General features: G+C 75.8%; 2 protein-coding genes. Both read right to left on the minus strand.

The window, feature by feature from the left end:
* Nucleotides 1-140 precede the first annotated feature (140 nt).
* Entirely contained in the window at nucleotides 141-11,009 is a 10,869-nt protein-coding gene (locus ACZ5OX_RS38335; RefSeq protein ID WP_465636724.1) for a type I polyketide synthase, read from the minus strand.
* Nucleotides 11,006-20,971: SDR family NAD(P)-dependent oxidoreductase (locus tag ACZ5OX_RS38340; RefSeq protein WP_465636722.1), on the minus strand; the 9,966-nt coding region annotated here is incomplete at its 5' end. The genes ACZ5OX_RS38335 and ACZ5OX_RS38340, both read right to left, overlap by 4 nt.

Consider the following 20,971-nt stretch of genomic DNA (forward strand, 5'->3'; position numbering starts at 1 on the left):
GTTCTGTCCCAATCGAGCGACCGCGGGGCGCGGTTCGGAAGTCTGGTGGGGTGGGCCGGGCGGCTCGGGCGCCGGGGTGGCGCGGCGCCCGGCCCACCGGGGGTGGCGGAGCGGGAGGTGCCGGTTCGGGCGGCGACGGGTCAGGAGATGCCGAACTCCTTGCCGATGAACTCGAACATCTCGTCGTCGGTGGCCGCCTCCAACTCGTCGGCGACGGTGGCGTCCTCGGGGCGGGCCTCCTCCGCGGCCCAGCGCTCGGCCAGGGCCCGGAGCCGGATCGCGACCCGGGCCCGGCCCTCCTCGTCCGTCGCGGCGGCGGTCAGCGCCGCCTCCAGCCGGTCGAGTTCGGCGAGCATCGGGGTGACCGCGTCGGCGCCCTCCTGGAGCAGGTCCTCCCGCAGCCGCTCGGCGAGGTCGAGCGCGCACGGGTGGTCGAAGACCAGGGTGGCCGGCAGCCGCAGGCCGGTCACGGCGTTCAGCCGGTTGCGCAGCTCGACCGCCGTGAGGGAGTCGAAGCCGAGCTCCTTGAAGGCCAGTTCGGGCTCGACGGCGGACCGGTCCGGGTGTCCGAGGACGGCCGCCACCTGGTCCTGGACCAGCTCCAGCAGGATCCGCTCCCGCTCGGCCGGGGAGGCCGCGGCCAGCCGGCCCGCCAGGTCGCCGCCGGCGGCGGGCACACCCGCCGCCGCCCGCCGCACCGGACGGACCAGCCCGCGCAGCAGCGGCGGGACCGGTCCTTCGCCCAACTCGCCGCGCAGCGCGGCGACATCGAGCCGGACCGGGACGGGCGCGGGCTCGGCGAGGCCGAGCGCGGCGTCGAACAGGGCCAGACCCTCGGCCTCGGTGAGCGCGCTCACACCGCCCCGGGCCATCCGGCGGCCGTCGCCCTCCTCCAGCGAACCGGCCATGCCGGCCTCCGCCCACGGGCCCCAGGCCAGGGAGACGGCGGGCAGGCCCCGGGTCCGGCGGTGCCGGGCCAGGGCGTCCAGGAAGGCGTTGGCGGCGGCGTAGTTCGCCTGCCCGGCGTTGCCGAAGACCCCGGCGGCCGAGGAGAACAGGACGAAGGAGTCGAGCTCCAGGCCCGCCGTCAGCTCGTGCAGGTTGAGCGCGGCGTCGACCTTCGGCCGCAGCACCCGCTCCAGCCGCCCCGCGTCCAGGGAGGACAGGACGCCGTCGTCCAGCACCCCGGCCGCGTGCACGACCCCGGTCAGCGGGTGGTCGGCCGGGATCCGGGCCAGCAGGCCGGCCAGCGCCTCCCGGTCGGCCGCGTCGCACGCCTCGACGGCGACGCCCGCGCCCAGCGCGGTCAGCTCCCCCACCAGCTCGTCCATCCCCTCGGCGGACCGGCCGCGCCGGCCGGCCAGCACCAGGTGCCGCACGCCGAGGTCGGCGACCAGGTGCCGGGCGAGCACCCGGCCGAGGGCGCCGGTGGCGCCGGTGAGCAGGACGGTCCCGTCCGCGGCGAAGGCGCTCGGGACGGCGGCCTCGGCCGCCTGCGGGGCGCTCACCCGGGCCAGCCGCGGGGCCAGCGCCGCACCCCGGCGCAGCGCCAGCTGCGGCTCGTCGGCCGCCAGGGCCGCGGCCAGCGCCCGCCGCGAGCGCTCGTCGCCGTCCAGGTCCACCACGGCGAACCGGCCCGGCTCCTCGGACTGCGCCGAGCGGACCAGGCCCCAGACCGCGGCGGCGGCCAGGTCGGTCACGTCCTCCTCGGCGCCCGCCGCCACCGCGCCACCGGTCAGCAGCACCAGCCGACTGCCCGCCAGCCGGCTGTCGGCCGCGAACAGCTGCACCAGCGCCAGCGTCTCGCCCAGCGCGTCCCGGGTGGCCTCGGCGAGGTCCCCGCCGCGCCCGCGCACCGGCACCAGCACGGCCTCCGGCGCGGGCGCGCCGTCGTCCAGGGCCGCCAGCAGCGCGGCCACGTCCGGGTGCCGGTCCACCAGGCCGCCGACGGCGCCCAGGGCGTCCTCAAGGGCCTCCAGCCCGCGGCCGTCCGCGCCGACCAGGGACCAGTCGAACGGCTCCGGGGCGGGCAGGGCCGCCATCGGCGACCACTCGACCGCGAACATCGAGTCGATCACGGCGGCGCCGGCCGCCCGGACCTGCTCCGGCGACAGCGGCCGGACCACCAGCGCCTCGACCGAACCGACCGGACGGCCGTCCTGGTCGGCCAGCGTCAGGGCGACGGCGTCCGGGCCGACCGGGGCCAGCCGGACCCGCAGCGCCCGGGCCCGGGAGGCGACCAGGGTGACGCCGCTCCAGGAGAACGGCAGCCGGCCCTGTGCCTGCTGCTCCCCGGCGTCCGCCGAGGCAGGGTCCGCTTCGGTGGCGGGCGCCGCCGGGTCGGGCAGGCCGAGGGCGTGCAGCGCGGCGTCCAGCAGCGCCGGGTGCAGGCCGAACCCGACGGCCTGGTCGGCCAGTTCCTCCGGCAGGGCGACCTCGGCGAACAGCTCGTCGCCGCGCCGCCAGGCGGCCCGCAGGCCCTGGAACGCCGGGCCGTAGCCGAAACCGTGCTCGGCCAGGCCCTCGTACAGGCCGTCCAGCTCCAGCGCCCGGGCCCCGGCCGGCGGCCACTCGGCCGGCCCGGCCTCGGCGGTCCGCCCGGTGTCGGCCGGCTCGGCGGTGAGCGTGCCGGCGGCGTGGCGGGTCCACGGCTCACCCGGCGCGGCGCCCTGCGAACGGGCGTGCAGGGTCAGCGCGCGGCGGCCGGACGCGTCCGGCGCGGCCACCCGCACCTGCAACTCCACGGCGCCACGCGCCGGGAGGGCCAGCGGGGCCTCCAGCGTCAGCTCCTCCAGGTGGCGGCAGCCCGCCTGCTCGCCCGCCGCGAGCGCCAGCTCGACGAAGGCCGTGCCGGGGAGGATCACCGTGCCCGCGACCGCGTGGTCGCCCAGCCAGGTCTGGGTGCGCAGCGACAGGCTGCCGGTGAACAGCAGCTCCTCGGAGTCGGCCACCGCGACGGCCGCGCCGAGCAGCGGGTGCCCGGCGAGCCGCAGCCCGGCCGACGCGACGTCCCCGACCAGGGCCGGCGCCTCCAGCCAGTAGCGGCGGCGCTGGAAGGGGTAGGTGGGCAGGTCGGCGCGGCGGGCGCCGGTGCTGGCGAACAGCGCCGGCCAGTCGACGGACGCGCCGTGGGCGTGGGCGGTGGCCAGGGCGGTCAGCGCGCTCTGCGCCTCGGGGCGGCCGGAGCGCAGCGCGGGCGCGAAGGCGCTGCCGTCGACACAGTCCTGGGCCATCGCGGTGAGGACACCGTCGGGGCCCAGCTCCAGGTAGGTGGTGACGCCCTGGGCCTCCAGGGTGCACATGCCGTCGGCGAAGCGGACGGCCTCGCGGACGTGGCGCACCCAGTACTCGGGCGAGGACAGCTCCTCGACGGTGGCGAGGGTGCCGGTGACGTTGGAGACCACCGGGATGCGCGGCGCGCTGTACGTCAGGCGCTCGGCCACCTCGCGGAAGTCCGCCAGCATGCCGTCCATCAACGGGGAGTGGAAGGCGTGCGAGACGCTCAGCCGCTTGGTCTTCTCGAACTTCCCTGCGAGTGCCAGGACTTCGGCCTCGTCGCCGGAAATCACCACGGACGTCGACCCGTTGATGGCGGCGATGCTGACGTTCTCGGTGAGCAGCGGCAGGACGTCGGCCTCGGCGGCCTTGACCGCGACCATCGCGCCGCCCTCGGGCAGCGCCTGCATCAGGCGGCCGCGGGCGGCGACCAGGGTGACGGCGTCGTCGAGGGAGAGGACGCCCGCGACGTGCGCGGCCGCGATCTCGCCGATCGAGTGGCCGACCAGGAAGTCCGGACGGATGCCCCAGCTCTCGAAGAGCCGGAACAGCGCCACCTCGACGGCGAACAGCGCGAGCTGCGTGAACTCGGTACGGGCGAGGACCGCAGCGTCCTCGCCGAACACCGCCTCCTTCAGCGGCAGTTCAACCCGCGCGCAGACGGCGTCGAAGGCCTCGGCGAACACCGGGTAGGCCTCGTACAGCTCCCGGCCCATGCCCGGCCGCTGGCTGCCCTGTCCCGTGAACAGGAACGCCAGCTTCCCGCCGGCCTCCCCCGCGACCACCCCGGCCGCCGCCTCACCGCGCGCCAACGCCCTGACACCGGTAAGGAGTTCGTCGCCGTCACGGCCGACGACCACGGCCCGGTACTTGTGCACGGCGCGGCCGGTGGCCAGCGCGTACGCGACGTCGACCGGCTCGACGCCGGTCCGGGCCGCACCCAGCCGGCCGAGGAGCCGCACCACCTGCTCGCGCAGCGCGGTCTGGTCCCGGCCGGAGAGCACCCACGGGAGCGCCGGGGGCGTGATGCGGGCCTCGGTCTCGGGCGCGGCCGGCGCCTGCTCGACCACGACGTGGGCGTTGGTGCCGCTGAACCCGAAGGAGGAGACGGCCGCGCGACGCGGACGCCCGGTCTCCGGCCACGGCCGGGCCTCGGTGAGCAGCTCGACCGCGCCCGCGGTCCAGTCGATGTGCGGCGACGGCTCGTTGACGTGCAGGGTGCGCGGCAGCACGCCCTCCCGCATCGCCATGACCATCTTGATGATGCCGCCGACACCGGCCGCCGCCTGGGCGTGGCCGATGTTGGACTTGAGCGAGCCCAGCCACAGCGGCTCGCCGTTCTCGCCGCGCTCCTGCCCGTAGGTGGCGAGCAGCGCGTCGGCCTCGATCGGGTCGCCGAGGGTGGTGCCGGTGCCGTGCGCCTCGACGGCGTCCACCTCGGCGGCGGTCAGCCGGGCGGCGGCCAGGGCCTGGCGGATGACGCGGCGCTGGGAGGGGCCGTTGGGGGCGGTCAGGCCGTTGCTGGCGCCGTCCTGGTTGACGGCGGAGCCGCGGACCACGGCGAGCACCGGGTGCCCGTTGCGCCGGGCGTCCGACAGCTTCTCCAGCAGCAGCATGCCCGCGCCCTCGGCCCAGCCCGTGCCGTCCGCGTCGGCCGAGAAGGCCTTGCAGCGGCCGTCGACCGAGAGGCCGCGCTGGCGGCTGAACTCGACGAACGGGCCGGGGGTGGACATCACCGTCACACCGCCGGCCAGCGCCAGCTCGCACTCGCCGCCGCGCAGCGCCTGGGCGGCGAGGTGCAGGGCGACCAGGGAGGAGGAGCAGGCGGTGTCCACGGTGACCGCCGGGCCCTCAAGACCGAAGGTGTACGACACCCGGCCCGAGGCGACGCTGCCGGAGCCGCCGGTGCCGAGGTAGCCCTCGACGCCGGCGGGCAGGGCCGGAAGCCGGCTGAGGTAGTCGTGGTACATCACACCGGCGAACACGCCGGTCGCGCTGCCGCGCAGCGTGCCGGGGTCGATGCCCGCCCGCTCGAAGGCCTCCCAGGAGGTCTCCAGCAGCAGCCGCTGCTGCGGGTCCATGGCGAGCGCCTCGCGCGGCGAGATGCCGAAGAACGCCGGGTCGAACTCGGCCGCGTCGTGCAGGAACCCGCCCTCGCGGGCGTAGCTGGTGCCCTGCTGGTCCGGGTCGTCGTCGTGCAGGCCGTCGAGGTCCCAACCGCGGTCGGCCGGGAACGGGGTGACGGCGTCCCGACCGCCGGCGACCAGGGCCCACAGCTCCTCGGGGGTCCGCACCCCACCGGGGTAGCGGCAGGCCATGCCGACGATGGCGATCGGCTCGTCGTCGCCGGCCGGCGTCACCGGCGCGGGGAACGTCCGGTCGGCCCGGGCGCCGTCGAACAGCTCCTCGGCCAGGTAGGCGGCCAGGGCCGCCGGTGTCGGGTGGTCGAAGACCAGGCCGGCGGGCAGCCGCAGGCCGGTCAGCGCACCGAGCCGGTTGCGCAGTTCGACGGCGGTCAGCGAGTCGAAGCCCAGCCGGGTGAAGGAGGTCGCGGGTTCCACGGCCTCGGCCGAGCTGTGGCCCAGGACGGCCGACGCCTGGTCGCGGACCTCCGCCAGCAGTCGCGCCGTCCGCTGCTCCGGTGCCAACGGCGCCAGCAGGCGGACCAGTTCGGAGCCGGACGGGTCGGCGCCTGCGGCCGCACCGCGGCGGACGGGGACCCGCACCAGGCCTCGCAGCAGGTGCGGCAGCCCGGCCTGCGCCCCGGCCCGCAGGGCGCCGAGGTCCAGCCGGATCGGCACCAGGACCGCCCGCTCGGCGGACAGCGCCCGGTCGAACAGGGCGAGGCCCTGCTCGGCGGTGAGGGCGTCGACGCCGGAGCGCGACAGGCGCCGGGCGTCGCCGCCCTGCAGCTCGCCCGCCATGCCGCCGGTGCCGGGCGTCCCGGACTGCTGCTCCCACAGGCCCCAGGCCAGCGAGGTCGCCGGGAGGCCCCCGGCGCGGCGGTGCGCGGCGAGCGCGTCCAGGAAGGCGTTGGCCGCGGCGTAGTTGCCCTGGCCGGCGTTGCCGAAGATGCCGGCCGCCGAGGAGAACAGCACGAAGGCGGCGAGGCCCTGGCCGGCCGTCAGCTCGTGCAGGTTGAGCGCCGCGTCGACCTTCGGACGGAACACCGCGTCGACCCGGTCGGGGGTGAGGGCGGCGACCACGCCGTCGTCGAGCACACCGGCGGTGTGCACCACGGCGGTCAGCGGGTGCTGCGCCGGGACGGCCGCGAGCACCTCGCCCAGCGCCTCGCGGTCGGCCGCGTCGCAGGCGACCATGGTCGCCTCGGCGCCCAGCCCGGCCAGTTCCCCGGCCAGCTCCGGCCAGCCCTCGGCCGCCGGGCCTCGGCGGCTGAGCAGCAGCAGGTGCCGCACGCCGTACCGGGTCACCAGGTGACGGGCCACCAGGGCGCCGAGCGAGCCGGTGGCACCCGTCACCAGGACGGTGCCCGCCGGGTCCAGGGCCGGGAGGTCGGTGCCGCCCGCCGCCCGGGCCAGCCGGGGCGCGTGGGCCCGGTCGGCCCGCAGCGCCAGCTGGGGCTCGCCGCTCGTCAGCGCGCCCGGCAGGGCGGTGACGGCGTCCGGGCCGTCCGCCGGGTCGAGGTCCAGCAGCACCAGGCGGCCCGGGTGCTCGGACTGGGCCGAGCGCAGCAGACCCCACAGGGCGGCCGCGGCGGGGTCCGCGATGGCCTCGCCCGGGAGCGCGACGGCACCCCGGGTCACCAGGACCAGCCGGGAGGCGGCGAACCGCTCCTCGGCCAGCCAGGCCTGGGCCAACGTCAGGGCGAAGCAGGCGGCGTCGCGGGCCGCCGTACGCAGGTCGGCGGCGGGCTCGGTGGCCCACGGGACCAGGACGGTCGCGGGGGCCTCGGCGCCGGAGTCCAGGTCCGCCAGCAGGTCCGGGAGACCGGCGTGGACGTCGAGCCCGTCGAGGACGGCGGGCAGGTCCGCCAGCAGGCCCAGCGGGTCCTGGCCGGCGACGGCCCAGGACGCACCGGCCGGGCCGTCGGCGGCGGGCAGCGCCGTCCAGTCGACGGCGAACAGCGCGTCGGCGCCGTCGCCGGCCGTCAGGGCACCGGCCGCGAGCGGGCGCAGGGCCAGCGACTCGACCGAGCCGACCGGCCGGCCGTCGGCGGTGGCGAGGCTCAGCGCCACCGTGTCCTGGCCGGCCGCCGTCAGCCGCACGCGCAGCGCGTCCGCGCCGGCGGCGTGCAGGGCGATGCCGGTCCAGGCGAAGGGCAGGTGGGCCCCGCCGTCGGCCGCGACGAACCCGCCGAGGCCCACCGCCTGCACGGCGGCGTCCAGCAGGGCCGGATGCAGACCGAAGGCGCGGGCGTCGCCGCGCACCGGCTCGGGCAGCGCGACCTCGGCGAACACCTCGTCACCGTGCCGCCAGGCCGCCCGCAGGCCGCGGAACGCCGGGCCGTACCCGAAGCCGGCGGCCGCCATCCCGGCGTACAGGCCGTCCACGTCCAGCGCCTCGGCGCCGGCCGGGGGCCAGCTGCCCTCGGCGTCCCCGGCCGGCGCGGCCGGCAGCGCCGCCGAGAGCGTGCCCGAGGCGTGGCGCGTCCAGGGGCCGTCCTCGCCGGCGCTCTCGGCCCGCGCGTGGACGGTCACCGGGCGGCGGCCCGCACCGTCGGCCGCGCCGGCCCGGACCTGGACCTGCACGCCGCCGGACGCCGGGAGCACCAGCGGGGCCTCCAGCGTCAGCTCGTCCAGCAGCGCGCAGCCGACCTGGTCACCGGCCCGCAGGGCCAGTTCGACGAAGGCCGTCCCGGGCAGGATCACCGTGCCGGCCACCGCATGGTCGGCCAGCCACGGGTGCGAGTGCAGCGAGAGCCGGCCGGTGAACAGCACCCCGTCCGCGTCCGCCACGGACACCGCGGCGCCGAGCAGCGGGTGGCCCACCGGGCTCTGGCCCAGGGCGACCGGGCTGCCGAACGGGACGGCCGGCGGGTGGAGCCAGAAGTGCTCGCGCTGGAAGGGGTAGGTGGGCAGGTCGGCGCGGCGGGCGCCGGTGCCGGCGAACAGCGCCGGCCAGTCGACGGACGCGCCGTGGGCGTGGGCGGTGGCCAGGGCGGTCAGCGCGCTCTGCGCCTCGGGGCGGCCGGAGCGCAGCGCGGGCACGAACACGCCATCCGCGAGGCAGTCCTGGGCCATCGCGGTGAGGACACCGTCGGGGCCCAGCTCCAGGTACGTGGTGACGCCCTCCGCCTCCAGGACCCGCATGCCGTCGGCGAAGCGGACGGCCTCGCGGACGTGCCGCACCCAGTACTCGGGCGAGCACAGCTCCTCGACGGTGGCGAGGGCGCCGGTGACGTTGGAGACCACCGGGATGCGCGGCGCGCTGTACGTCAGGCCCTCGGCCACCTCGCGGAAGTCCGCCACCATGCCGTCCATCAGCGGCGAGTGGAAGGCGTGCGAGACGCTCAGCCGCTTGGTCTTCTCGAACTTCCCGGCGATCGCCAGGACTTCGGACTCCTCGCCCGAAATCACCACGGACGTCGGCCCGTTGATCGCGGCGATACTGACGTTGCCAGTGAGCAGCGGCAGGATCTCCGCCTCAGCGGCCTTGACCGCCACCATCGCGCCACCCTCGGGCAGCGCCTGCATCAGCCGGCCGCGGGCGGCGACCAGGGTGACGGCGTCGTCGAGGGAGAGGACGCCCGCGACGTGCGCGGCCGCGATCTCGCCGATCGAGTGGCCGACCAGGACGTCGGGGCGCACGCCCCAGCTCTCCATCAGGCGGAACAGCGCCACCTCGACGGCGAACAGTGCGAGCTGGGTGAACTCCGTCCGGGCGAGGACGTCAGCGTCCTCGCCGAACACGGCTTCGCGCAGCGGGAGTTCGACCCGGTCGCAGATCGCGTCGAAGGCCTCGGCGAACACCGGGTAGGCCTCGTACAGCTCCCGGCCCATCCCGGGACGCTGGCTGCCCTGCCCGGTGAACAGGAACGCCGTCCGCCCCTCGGAGGCCTCGCCGACGACCGTACCGGCCGCCGGCCGCCCCTCCGCCAACGCCCGCACGCCGGCGAGGAGTTCCTCACCGTCCCGGCCGACGACCGCCGCCCGGTACCGGTGCTGCGCCCGGCCCGTGGCCAGGGCGTACGCGACGTCGAGCGCGGACGCGTCCGCCGCCCCGTCCGCCAGGCGGGCCTGCAGCCGGACGGCCTGCTCGCGCAGCGCGTCCTCCGTCTGGGCGGAGAGCAGCCACGGCAGCACCACCGGGGAGGCGGCGGCGGGCTCGGGGGTCGGCGCGGGTGCCTGCTCCAGGATGACGTGGGCGTTGGTGCCGCTGAACCCGAAGGAGGAGACACCCGCGCGGCGCGGCGCGCCGGTCTCGGGCCAGTCCCTGGCCTCGGCCAGCAGTTTCACCGCGCCGGCGGTCCAGTCGATGTGCGGGGACGGCTCGTCCACGTGCAGGGTGCGCGGCAGCACGCCCTCCCGCATCGCGAGCACCATCTTCATGATGCCGCCGACGCCGGCCGCCGCCTGGGTGTGGCCGATGTTGGACTTGAGCGAGCCCAGCCACAGCGGGCGGTCACCCGGGCGCTCCTGGCCGTAGGTGGCGAGCAGCGCCTGGGCCTCGATCGGGTCACCGAGGGTGGTACCGGTGCCGTGCGCCTCGACCGCGTCCACCTGGTCGGAGGTGAGCCGGGCGTCGGCCAGGGCCTGACGGATGACGCGCTGCTGGGACGGGCCGTTGGGGGCGGTGAGGCCGCTGCTGGCACCGTCCTGGTTGATCGCGCTGCCGCGCACGACGGCCAGCACCGGGTGTCCGTTGCGCTCGGCGTCGGAGAGGCGCTCCAGCAGGAGCATGCCCGCGCCCTCGGCCCAGCCGGTGCCGTCGGCGTCGGCCGAGAAGGCCTTGCAGCGGCCGTCGAGGGCCAGGCCGCGCTGGCGGCTGAAGTCGATGAAGGCGCCGGGGGTGGCCATCACCGTCACGCCGCCGGCCAGGGCGAGGGTGCACTCCTGGCGGCGCAGCGCCTGGACGGCCCAGTGCAGGGCGACCAGCGAGGAGGAGCAAGCGGTGTCCACGGTGACCGCCGGGCCCTCCAGGCCGAAGGTGTACGCGACCCGGCCGGAGGCGATGCTGCCCGAGCTGCCGGTGCCGAGGTAGCCCTCGACGCCCTCCGGCACAACGGACAGCCGGGCGGCGTAGTCGTGGTACATCACGCCGGCGAACACGCCGGTGGCGCTGCCGCGCAGGGTGGCCGGGTCGATGCCCGCGCGCTCGAAGGCCTCCCAGGAGGTCTCCAGCAGCAGCCGCTGCTGCGGGTCCATGGCCATCGCCTCGCGCGGCGAGATGCCGAAGAACGCCGGGTCGAAGCGGCCCGCGTCGTGCAGGAAGCCGCCCTCGCGGGTCACCGAGGTGCCGGGGCTGTCCGGGTCCGGGGAGTACAGCGCCTCCAGGTCCCAGCCGCGGTCGGTCGGGAACGCCGACACGCCGTCACCGCCGGCCGCGACCAGCTCCCACAGGTCCTCGGGCGAGGCCACGCCGCCCGGGTAGCGGCAGCTCATCGCGACGATCGCGATCGGCTCCTGGTCGGCCGCCTCCACCTCGCGCAGCCGCAGCCGCGTCTGGTGCAGATCGGCCGTCACCCGCTTGAGGTAGTCGCGAAGCTTGTCCTCATTCACCACGGTGCTCCCCCGTCCGGAAGTTGTCACAGATATCCATACGCACGAGGTCAGAGCCCCAGCTCGTTGTCGATGAAGTCGAAGAGGTCGTCGTCGCTGGCCTCGTCGAGCCGCTCGGTGACGGCCTCGCCGGCCGCCGGGGCGGCAGCGCCCCACAGGGCGAGCAGGTCCTGGAGGCGGGCGGTCAGCCCGGCCCGGACCGTGTCGTCCAACGGGCCCGCCGCCAGCGTCGCCAGGGACGCCTCCAGCCGCCCGAGTTCGCCGAGCACCGGCTCGACGGAACCGCCGGCACCGGAGGTCCGCAGCTCGCCGGCCAGGTGCCCGGCCAGCGCGGCGGGGCTCGGGTGGTCGAACAGCAGGGTGGCCGGCAGCCGCAGCCCGGTGGCGGCGCCGATCCGGTTGCGCAGCTCGACCGCCGTCAGCGAGTCGAAGCCCTGCTCCAGGAAGCCGCGCCCGGGCACCACCGCGTCGGGGCCCGCGTGGCCGAGCACCGCCGCGCCGTGCGAGCGGACCAGGTCCAGCAGGATCCGGTCCCGCTCCTCCGGCTCGGAACCGGCCAGCCGCTGCCGCAGCGCGTGGGCGGCGTCACCCGAGGCGTCCACCGCCCGGCGGGCCGCCGACGGCGCCAGCGTGCGCAGCACGGCCGGTACGGCCGCCCCGGCGGCGCGGGCCCGCAGCGCCCGCAGGTCCAGGGCGATCGGCACCAGCACCGACTCGTCGCCGGCCAGCGCCCGGTCGAGCAGCGCCAGGCCCTGCTCCGCGGTCAGCGCCGAGACACCGCCCCGGGCCATCCGGCGGGCGCCGGTGCCCTCCAGGGCGGCGGCCATCCCGCCGGACTGCTCCCAGAGCCCCCAGGCGAGCGAGGTGCCGGGCAGGCCACGGGCGGCGCGGTGCTGCGCCAGCGCGTCCAGGAAGGCGTTGGCCGCGGCGTAGTTCGCCTGACCGGCGTTGCCCAGCGTGCCCGCCGCGGAGGAGAACAGGACGAACCGGGCGAGGCCCGAACCGGCCGTCAGCTCGTGCAGGTTGAGCGCCGCGTCGACCTTGGGCCGCAGCACGGCGTCCAGCCGCTCGGGCGTGAGCGAGCCGATCACGCCGTCGTCGAGCACACCGGCGGTGTGCACGACGGCCGTCAGCGGGTGCTGCGCCGGGACGGTGGCGAGCACCTTGCCCAGCGCCTCCCGGTCGGCCGCGTCGCAGGCCGCGAGGGACACCGCGGCGCCCAGCCCGGACAGCTCCTCGGCCAGCTCCCGCGCCCCGTCGGCGGCCTCGCCGCGACGGCTGAGCAGCAGGAGATGACGCACCCCGTGCTCGGCCACCAGGTGCCGGGCGACCAGGCCGCCCAGCGCTCCGGTGGCACCGGTGAGCAGCACCGTGCCGTCCGGGTCGAGGGCGCCCCGAGCGGTGCCCGGGGTCTGCGCCCTGGCGAGCTGCGGGATCAGCAAGGCGCCGTCGCGCACCGCCAGTTGGGGCTCCTCGGCCGCCAGGGCGGCGGGCAGTGCTCGGGCGGCGTCCGGTGCTTCGTCCAGGTCGACCAGGACGAAGCGTCCCGGGTGCTCGGACTGCGCGGACCGCACCAGGCCCCAGACCGTGGCCGCGCCCGGGTCCGGCACCCCGTCCTGCGGGGCGGCGGCCAGCGCACCCCGGGTGAGCAGCACCAGCCGGGTGCCGGTGAAGCACTCCTCGGCGAGGAACGCCTGCACCAGCGTCAGCACGCGGAAGGCGGCGACCCGGGCGTTGTCGGCGACATCGGCGGCGTCGGCGGTTCCCGGGGCGGCGTCGGCGAGCAGCCCGCCGGCCGGGCAGGTCAGCAGCAGCACGTCGGGGGCGGTGCCCGACTCCACCAGGCCGAGCAGGTCGGCGTGGCGGTCCGGAACGGTACCCGCGGCGGCCAGGGCCTCGGCCACGCCGAAGGCGTCCTCGCCCAGTAGCGCCCACCGGCCCTCGGCCACCGGCTCGGCCGGCGAGGCCGCCGACGCGACGGCCGGAGCCGACCAGTCCAACCGGAAGAGGGCGTCCTCGTGCGACGCGCCGCCCGCCCGGGCCAGCTGCTCCCGGTCCACCGGCCGCAGCACCAGCGAGTCCACCGTCGCCACCGGACGGCCCCCGGCGTCCGCGACGGTCAGCGCGACCGCCTCGCGCCCCGCCGCCGCCAGCCGCACCCGCAGCGCGCCCGCGCCCGAGGCGTGGAGCTCGACGCCACTCCAGGAGAACGGCAGCAGACCGCCGCCCTCCCGGTCGGCCAGGACGCCCAGCCCGATCGCGTGCAGCGCGGCGTCCAGCAGCGCCGGGTGCAGACCGAAGCCGGCGGCGTGGTCCGCCAGTTCCTCCGGCAGGGCGACCTCGGCGAACACCTCGGAGCCGCGCCGCCAGGCGGCCCGCAGGCCCTGGAACGTCGGTCCGTAGTCGAACCCGGACACGGCCAGCGCCTCGTACCAGCCGTCGACGGCCACGGGCTCGGCCCCGGCCGGCGGCCACTCGGTCAGCGACTCGCCCTCCGTACGCGCGGCCGAGGCCAGCGCACCGGTCGCGTGCCGGGTCCACGGCTCGTCCGCCGAGGCCCGCTCCGAACGGGAGTGGACGCTCACGGGCCTGCGCCCGTCCTCGTCCGGCCCGCCGACCAGCACCTGGACAGCCAGCCCGCCCTGCTCGGACAGCACCAGCGGCGCCGCCAGCGTCAGCTCCTCCAGCACCGCACAGCCGACCTCGTCCGCCGCCCGCATCACGAGCTCGACGAAGGCCGTGCCGGGAAGGATCACCGTGCCCGCGACCGCGTGCTCCGCCAGCCACGGGTGGGTCCGCAGCGACAGGCTGCCGGTGAACAGGTGGCCCTCACCGTCGGCCAACGCCACCGCCGCACCCAACAACGGGTGGTCGGTCCGCCCGAGCCCGAAGGCCGTCGCGTCCCCGGCCCGGCGGACACCGACCGTCGGCCAGTAGCGCTCGCGCTGGAAGGGGTAGGTGGGCAGGTCGGCGCGGCGGGCGCCGGTGCCGGCGAACAGCGCCGGCCAGTCGACGGACGCGCCGTGGGCGTGGGCGGTGGCCAGGGCGGTCAGCGCGCTCCGCGCCTCGGGGCGGCCGGAGCGCAGCGCGGGCACGAACACGCCGTCCGTGAGGCAGTCCTGGGCCATCGCGGTGAGGACACCGTCGGGGCCCAGCTCCAGGTACGTGGTGACGCCCTCCGCCTCCAGGGCCCGCATGCCGTCCAGGAAGCGGACGGCCTCGCGGACGTGGCGCACCCAGTACGCGGGCTCGCACAGCTCCTCGGCGGTGGCGAGGGTGCCGGTGACGTTGGAGACCACCGGGATGCGCGGGGCGCTGTACGTCAGGCCCTCGGCCACCTCGCGGAAGTCCGCCAGCATGCCGTCCATCAGCGGGGAGTGGAAGGCGTGCGAGACGTTGAGACGCTTGGTCTTCTCGAACTTCCCGGCGATCGTGAGGACTTCGGCCTCGTCGCCGGAAATCACCACGGACGTCGGCCCGTTGATCGCGGCGATGCTGACGTTGCCGGTGAGCAGCGGCAGGACGTCGGCCTCGGCGGCCTTGACCGCCACCATCGCGCCGCCCTCGGGCAGCGCCTGCATCAGCCGGCCGCGGGCGGCGACCAGGGTGACGGCGTCGTCGAGGGAGAGGACGCCCGCGACGTGCGCGGCCGCGATCTCGCCGATCGAGTGGCCGACCAGGAAGTCCGGACGGATGCCCCAGCTCTCGAAGAGGCGGAACAGCGCCACCTCGACGGCGAACAGCGCGAGCTGGGTGAACTCGGTGCGGGCGAGGACCGCAGCGTCCTCGCCGAACACCGCCTCCTTCAGCGGAAGTTCGACCCGAGCGCAGACGGCGTCGAAGGCCTCGGCGAACACCGGGTAGGCCTCGTACAGCTCCCGGCCCATCCCGGGACGCTGGCTGCCCTGCCCGGTGAACAGGAACGCCAGCTTCCCGGTGTCGGCCGTGCCTCGCACCAGGCCGTCCGCGAACTCGCCCCGGGCGAGCGCGGCGAGAGCCTGCAGCACCTCGTCCCGATCGGCCGCCGTCAGCACGGCCCGGCGGTCGAACCGGCCCCGCGTGACCGCCAGCGAGAAGGCGACGTCCGCCGACTCGACGGGGCCCTCGAGGTGGGAACGCAGGCGAAGCGCCTGGTCCCGCAGCGCGGCCTCGGTACGGCCGGACAGTACCCACGGAAGCAGCTGCCGGGCGGTGGTGCCCGCCTCACGCGGAGCGTCGGCCGGGGCCTGCTCGATGATGGCGTGGGCGTTGGTGCCGCTGAAGCCGAAGGAGGAGACGGCCGCGCGACGCGGGCGCCCGGTCTCCGGCCACGGGCGCGCCTCGGTCAGCAGCTCGACCGCGCCGGAGGCCCAGTCGATGTGCGGGGACGGCTCGTTGACGTGCAGCGTCTGCGGCAGCACGCCGTGCCGCATCGCCATCACCATCTTGATGATGCCGCCGACGCCCGCCGCCGCCTGGGTGTGACCGATGTTGGACTTCAACGAGCCCAGCCACAGCGGCTCTTCGGCACGCTCCTGACCGTAGGTGGCCAGCAGCGCCTGCGCTTCGATCGGATCGCCGAGCGTGGTGCCGGTGCCGTGCGCCTCGACCGTGTCCACGTCGTTGGCCGTGAGGCGCGCGTTGGCGAGGGCCTGACGGATGACGCGCTGCTGGGACGGGCCGTTGGGGGCGGTGAGGCCGTTGCTGGCACCGTCCTGGTTGATCGCACTGCCACGGACCACCGCCAACACCTGGTGCCCGTTGCGCTGCGCGTCGGACAGCCGCTCCAGCAGGAGCATGCCCACACCCTCGGACCAGCCGGTACCGTCCGCGTCCGCCGAGAAGGCCTTGCAGCGGCCGTCGAAGGAGAGCCCACCCTGGCGGCTGAAGTCGATGAACGCGGCCGGGGTGGACATCACGGTCACACCGCCCGCCAGGGCCATCGTGCACTCGCCGTTGCGCAGCGCCTGGGCGGCCAGGTGGAGGGCGACCAGGGAGGAGGAGCAGGCGGTGTCCACCGTCACCGCCGGGCCCTCAAGACCGAAGGTGTACGCCAGGCGGCCTGAGATGACACTGCCCGCGTTGCCGGTGCCCAGGTAGCCCTCGGCGCCGGACGGGACCGACTCCAGCAGCGAGGCGTAGTCGTGGTACATCACGCCCGTGAACACGCCGGTGGCGCTGCCGCGCAGGGCGGCCGGGTCGACGCCCGCCCGCTCGAAGGCCTCCCAGGACGTCTCCAGCAGCAGCCGCTGCTGCGGGTCCATGGTGAGCGCCTCGCGGGGGCTGATGCCGAAGAAGCCGGCGTCGAACTCGGCGGCGCCGTGCAGGAAGCCGCCTTCCCGCGTGTGGCTGCCTCCGGGCTGGGTCCCGTCCGCGCCGAACAGGGCGTCGAGGTCCCAGCCACGGTCGGTCGGGAAGAGCGAGATGCCGTCGCCACCCCCGTGCACCAGCCGCCACAGGTCCTCGGGCGAGGCGACCCCGCCCGGGTAGCGGCAGGCCATGCCGACGATCGCGATCGGCTCGTCCACGACGGTCGTGGACAGCACGCCGCCGGTCGCCGGGGCCTCGCCGACGAGTTCGTCGCGGATGAAGTCGGCGAGCGCGGACGGCGTCGGGTAGTCGAAGACCAGCGTGGCCGGCAGGCGCAGGCCGGTGGCCGCGTTGAGGCGGTTGCGCAGCTCGATGGCGGTGAGGGAGTCGAAGCCCAGCTCACGGAAGGCGCGGGCCGGGTCGACCCCTTCCGCCGAACCATGGCCCAGGACCTCGGCCACCTGGGTGCGGACCACCTCACGGACGGCCTCGTCGCGGCGCGCCACCGGCAGGGCCAGCAGGCGCTCGGCCAGCGAACCGGCAGCAGCGGAACCGCCGCTGGCGGCGGTCCGGCGGCGCGGCGTACGGACGAGTCCGCGCAGCAGGGGCGGGACCTCGCCGGCGCCGGTCATGGCCACCGGGTCCAGGTGCATCGGGACGAGCAGAGCGCGGTCCAGGGTGAGCGCGCCGTCGAACAGGGCCAGGCCCTCGTGCGACCGCAGCGGCGCCACGCCCGCCCGGGCCAGGCGACGGACGTCGGCCTCGGACAGGCTGGTGGCCATGCCACCGTCCTCGGCCCACAGACCCCAGGCCAGCGACGTGCCCGGCAGGCCGTCCGCCCGGCGGCGGGCCGCCAGAGCGTCGAGGAACGCGTTCGCGGCGGCGTAGTTGCCCTGGCCTGCGGCGCCGAAGACGCCGGAGGCGGAGGAGAACAGGACGAACGCCGACAGGTCCATCCCGGCGGTCAGTTCGTGCAGGATCACCGCCGCGTCGACCTTCGGACGCAGTACCGCCGACAACCGCTCGGGCGTCAGCGACGACACCAGGCCGTCGTCAAGGACGCCGGCGGTGTGGACCACCGCGGACAGCGAACGGCCTTCCAGCATGCGGGCGACAGCGTCGCGGTCGGACACGTCGCACGCGACGACGTCCACCTCGGCTCCCAACCCGGCCAGCTCATCATGCAGTTCGGTCGCGCCCGGCGCGTCCAGGCCGCGGCGGCTGGTCAGCACCAGGCTCCGCACCCCGTGCGCTGTGACCAGGTGCCGGGCCACCAGCGAACCGAGACCACCCGTACCACCCGTGACGAGGACCGTACCCTCGCCCAGCGACACGCCGTTGTCCGGTTCGGTAGCGACGCGCACCAGACGCGGCGCGAACGCCACGCCCCCACGCACCGCCACCTGCGGCTCACCACAGGAGAGAACACCCGACGGCAGTTCGGCGTCCGCCTCCAGGTCCACCAGCAGGAACCGGTCCGGATTCTCCGACTGCGCCGAGCGCACCAGACCCCAGACCACCGACTCCGCCAGACCCGCAGCAACGGCGCCACGCGTCACCACGGCGAGCCGCGAAGCGGCGAAGCGCTCCTCCGCCAGCCAGCCCCGCACCAGCTCCAGGGCCCACACACCGGCAGCGTGCGCGGCCTCGGCCACGTCACCGCCGCCCGCCTGCGGAGCCTCGACGACCACGACCTCGGGAACCTCGTCCCCGGCCAGCTCGGCCAGTGACGAGAACAGCTGAACGTCGGCGGCCGACCCGGCCCCGAGCGCGATCTCCACCCAGTCCACGCCGAACAGCGAGTCACGCGACCCACCGGCCGCCGCCAACTGCTCGGCCAGCACCGGCCGCAGAGCCAGCGAACCGACGGTCCCGACCGGCTGCCCCTCGGCGTCCGCGAGCGTCAGCGACACCGCGTCCGTACCGGCGGACACCAGCCGCACCCGCAGCGCGTCCGCACCCGAAGCGTGCAGCTCGACACCAGCCCACGCGAACGGCAGGTGCGCCTGGCCCCCGGCCCGGACGAACCCGCCCAGACCCACCGCCTGCACCGCCGCGTCCAGCAGCGCCGGGTGCACACCGAACGACCCGGCATCCCCGCTCACCGCCTCCGGCAGCACGACCTCGACGAACACCTCGCCGTCGCGGCGCCACGCCGACCGCAGACCCTGGAACGCCGGCCCGTACACCAGCCCGGCCTCCGCCAGACCCCGCGCGAACGCCTCCACGTCCACGGCCTCGGCACCCGCCGGCGGCCACTCCACCAGACCCGCACCCTCAGCGACCGACGCACCCTCCGCCAGCACACCCGAGACATGACGGACCCACTCCGACGAGCCCTCGGCCCGACCGTGCACAGCCACCGAACGACGCCCGGACGCGTCCACCGCGCCCACCGTCACCTGAACCTGCACACCACCCGACCCCGGAAGCACCAACGGCGCCTCCAGCGTCAACTCCTCCACCAGCGAGCAACCCACCTGGTCACCCGCACGCACCGCGAGCTCGACAAAGGCAGTCCCGGGAAGGATCACCGAACCCAGCACCGCATGATCGGCCAGCCACGGGTGCGACTCCACCGACAGACGACCCGTGAACAGGAAGCCCTCCGCGTCGGCGAGAGCCACCGCCGCACCCAACAGCGGGTGATCGGCCGCACCGAGACCGGCGGACTGGACATCCCCGGTCAGAGCGGGGGCGTGGAGCCAGAACCACTCGCGGTCGAAGGCGTACGTCGGCAGGTCGACTCGCCGGGCACCGGCCTCCGCGAAGAACCCTCGCCAGTCGACCTGGGCGCCCTCGACGTGCGCGGTGACGAGCGCCGTCAGCGCGGTCTGCACCTCCGGGCGCTCGGCACGCAGAGCGGGCACGAACACACCGCTGTCGACGCACTCCTGGCCCATGGCCGACAGCACACCGTCCGGGCCGAGCTCGACGAAGGTGGTGACGCCCTGAGCCTCCAGGACACGCATGCCGTCGGCGAAGCGGACCGCCTGGCGCACGTGCCGGACCCAGTACTCGGGCGAGCACAGCTCCTCCGCCGTGGCCGGCTCACCGGTGACGTTGGAGACCACGGCGATCTGCGGCGCCGCGTAGGTCAGACTCTCCGCCACCCGGCGGAAGTCCGCCACCATGCCGTCCATCAGCGGCGAGTGGAAGGCGTGCGAGACGCTCAGCCGCTTGGTCTTCTCGAACTGACCCGCGATGGCGAGGACTTCGGTCCCGTCGCCCGAAATCACCACGGAGGTCGGCCCGTTGACGGCGGCGATGCTGACGTTCTCGGTGAGCAGCGGCAGGACGTCGGCCTCGGTGGCCTTGACCGCGACCATCGCGCCGCCCTCGGGCAGCGCCTGCATCAGGCGGCCACGGGCGGCGACCAGGGTGACGGCGTCGTCGAGAGAGAGGACGCCCGCGACGTGCGCGGCCGCGATCTCGCCGATCGAGTGGCCGACCAGGAAGTCCGGACGGACCCCCCAGCTCTCGAAGAGCCGGAACAGCGCCACCTCGACGGCGAACAGCGCGAGCTGGGTGAACTCCGTCCGGGCGAGAACGTCAGCGTCCTCGCCGAACACGGCCTCTCGCAGCGGCAGTTCGACCCGCGCGCAGACCGCGTCGAAGGCCTCGGCGAACACCGGATAGGCCTCGTACAGCTCACGCCCCATCCCCGGACGCTGGCTGCCCTGCCCGGTGAACAGGAACGCCAGCTTCCTGCCCGAGGCTGCACCGGTCACCAGCCCGGCGGCCGTGCCGCCGCCGGCGAGTGCCGTGAGGGCTCGGATGACGCTGTCGCGGCTGTCCGCGACGACGCCGGCGCGGAGGTCCATCGTCGCGCGGGTGGTGGCCAGCGAGTAGGCGAGGTCGGTGACCCGCAGCTCGGGCTCGGCCTCGACCAGGGCGAGCAGTCGCTGCGCCTGACCGCGCAGAGCACCCTCACTCTTCGCGGAGAGCACCAGCGGCGCCTGACCGTCCTCGGTCGACAGACGCTCCGGACGCTTCTCCGCCGGGGCCTGCTCGATGATCGTGTGGGCGTTGGTGCCACTGATACCGAAGGAGGAGACGGCCGCACGGCGCGGACGACCGGTCTCCGGCCAGGGCCGGGCCTCGGTCAGCAGCTCGACGGCGCCCGAGGCCCAGTCGATGTGCGGCGACGGCTCGTCCACGTGCAGGGTCTGCGGCAGCACACCGTGCTGCATCGCCATCACCATCTTGATGATGCCGCCGACACCGGCCGCCGCCTGGGTGTGGCCGATGTTGGACTTCAACGACCCCAGCCAGAGCGGCTCTTCGGTCCGCTCCTGACCGTACGTGGCCAACAGGGCCTGGGCCTCGATCGGGTCACCGAGCACCGTGCCGGTGCCGTGCGCCTCGACCACGTCGATCTGGTCCGAGGTCAGTCGGGCACCGGCCAGCGCCTGGCGGATCACCCGCTGCTGGGACGGTCCGTTGGGGGCGGTGAGGCCGTTGCTCGCGCCGTCCTGGTTGATCGCACTGCCACGGACCACCGCGAGGACGCGGTGGCCGTTGCGCTGGGCGTCAGAAAGACGCTCCAGCAGGAGCATGCCGACGCCCTCGGACCAGCCCGTGCCGTCCGCCGCCGCGGCGAACGACTTGCAGCGGCCGTCCATGGCCAGACCGCGCTGCTTGCTGAACTCGATGAACGCGCCCGGGGTGGACATCACCGTCACACCACCTGCCAGCGCCATCGTGCACTCGCCCTCACGCAGCGC

Source organism: Kitasatospora sp. NPDC032121 (assembly GCF_055580145.1).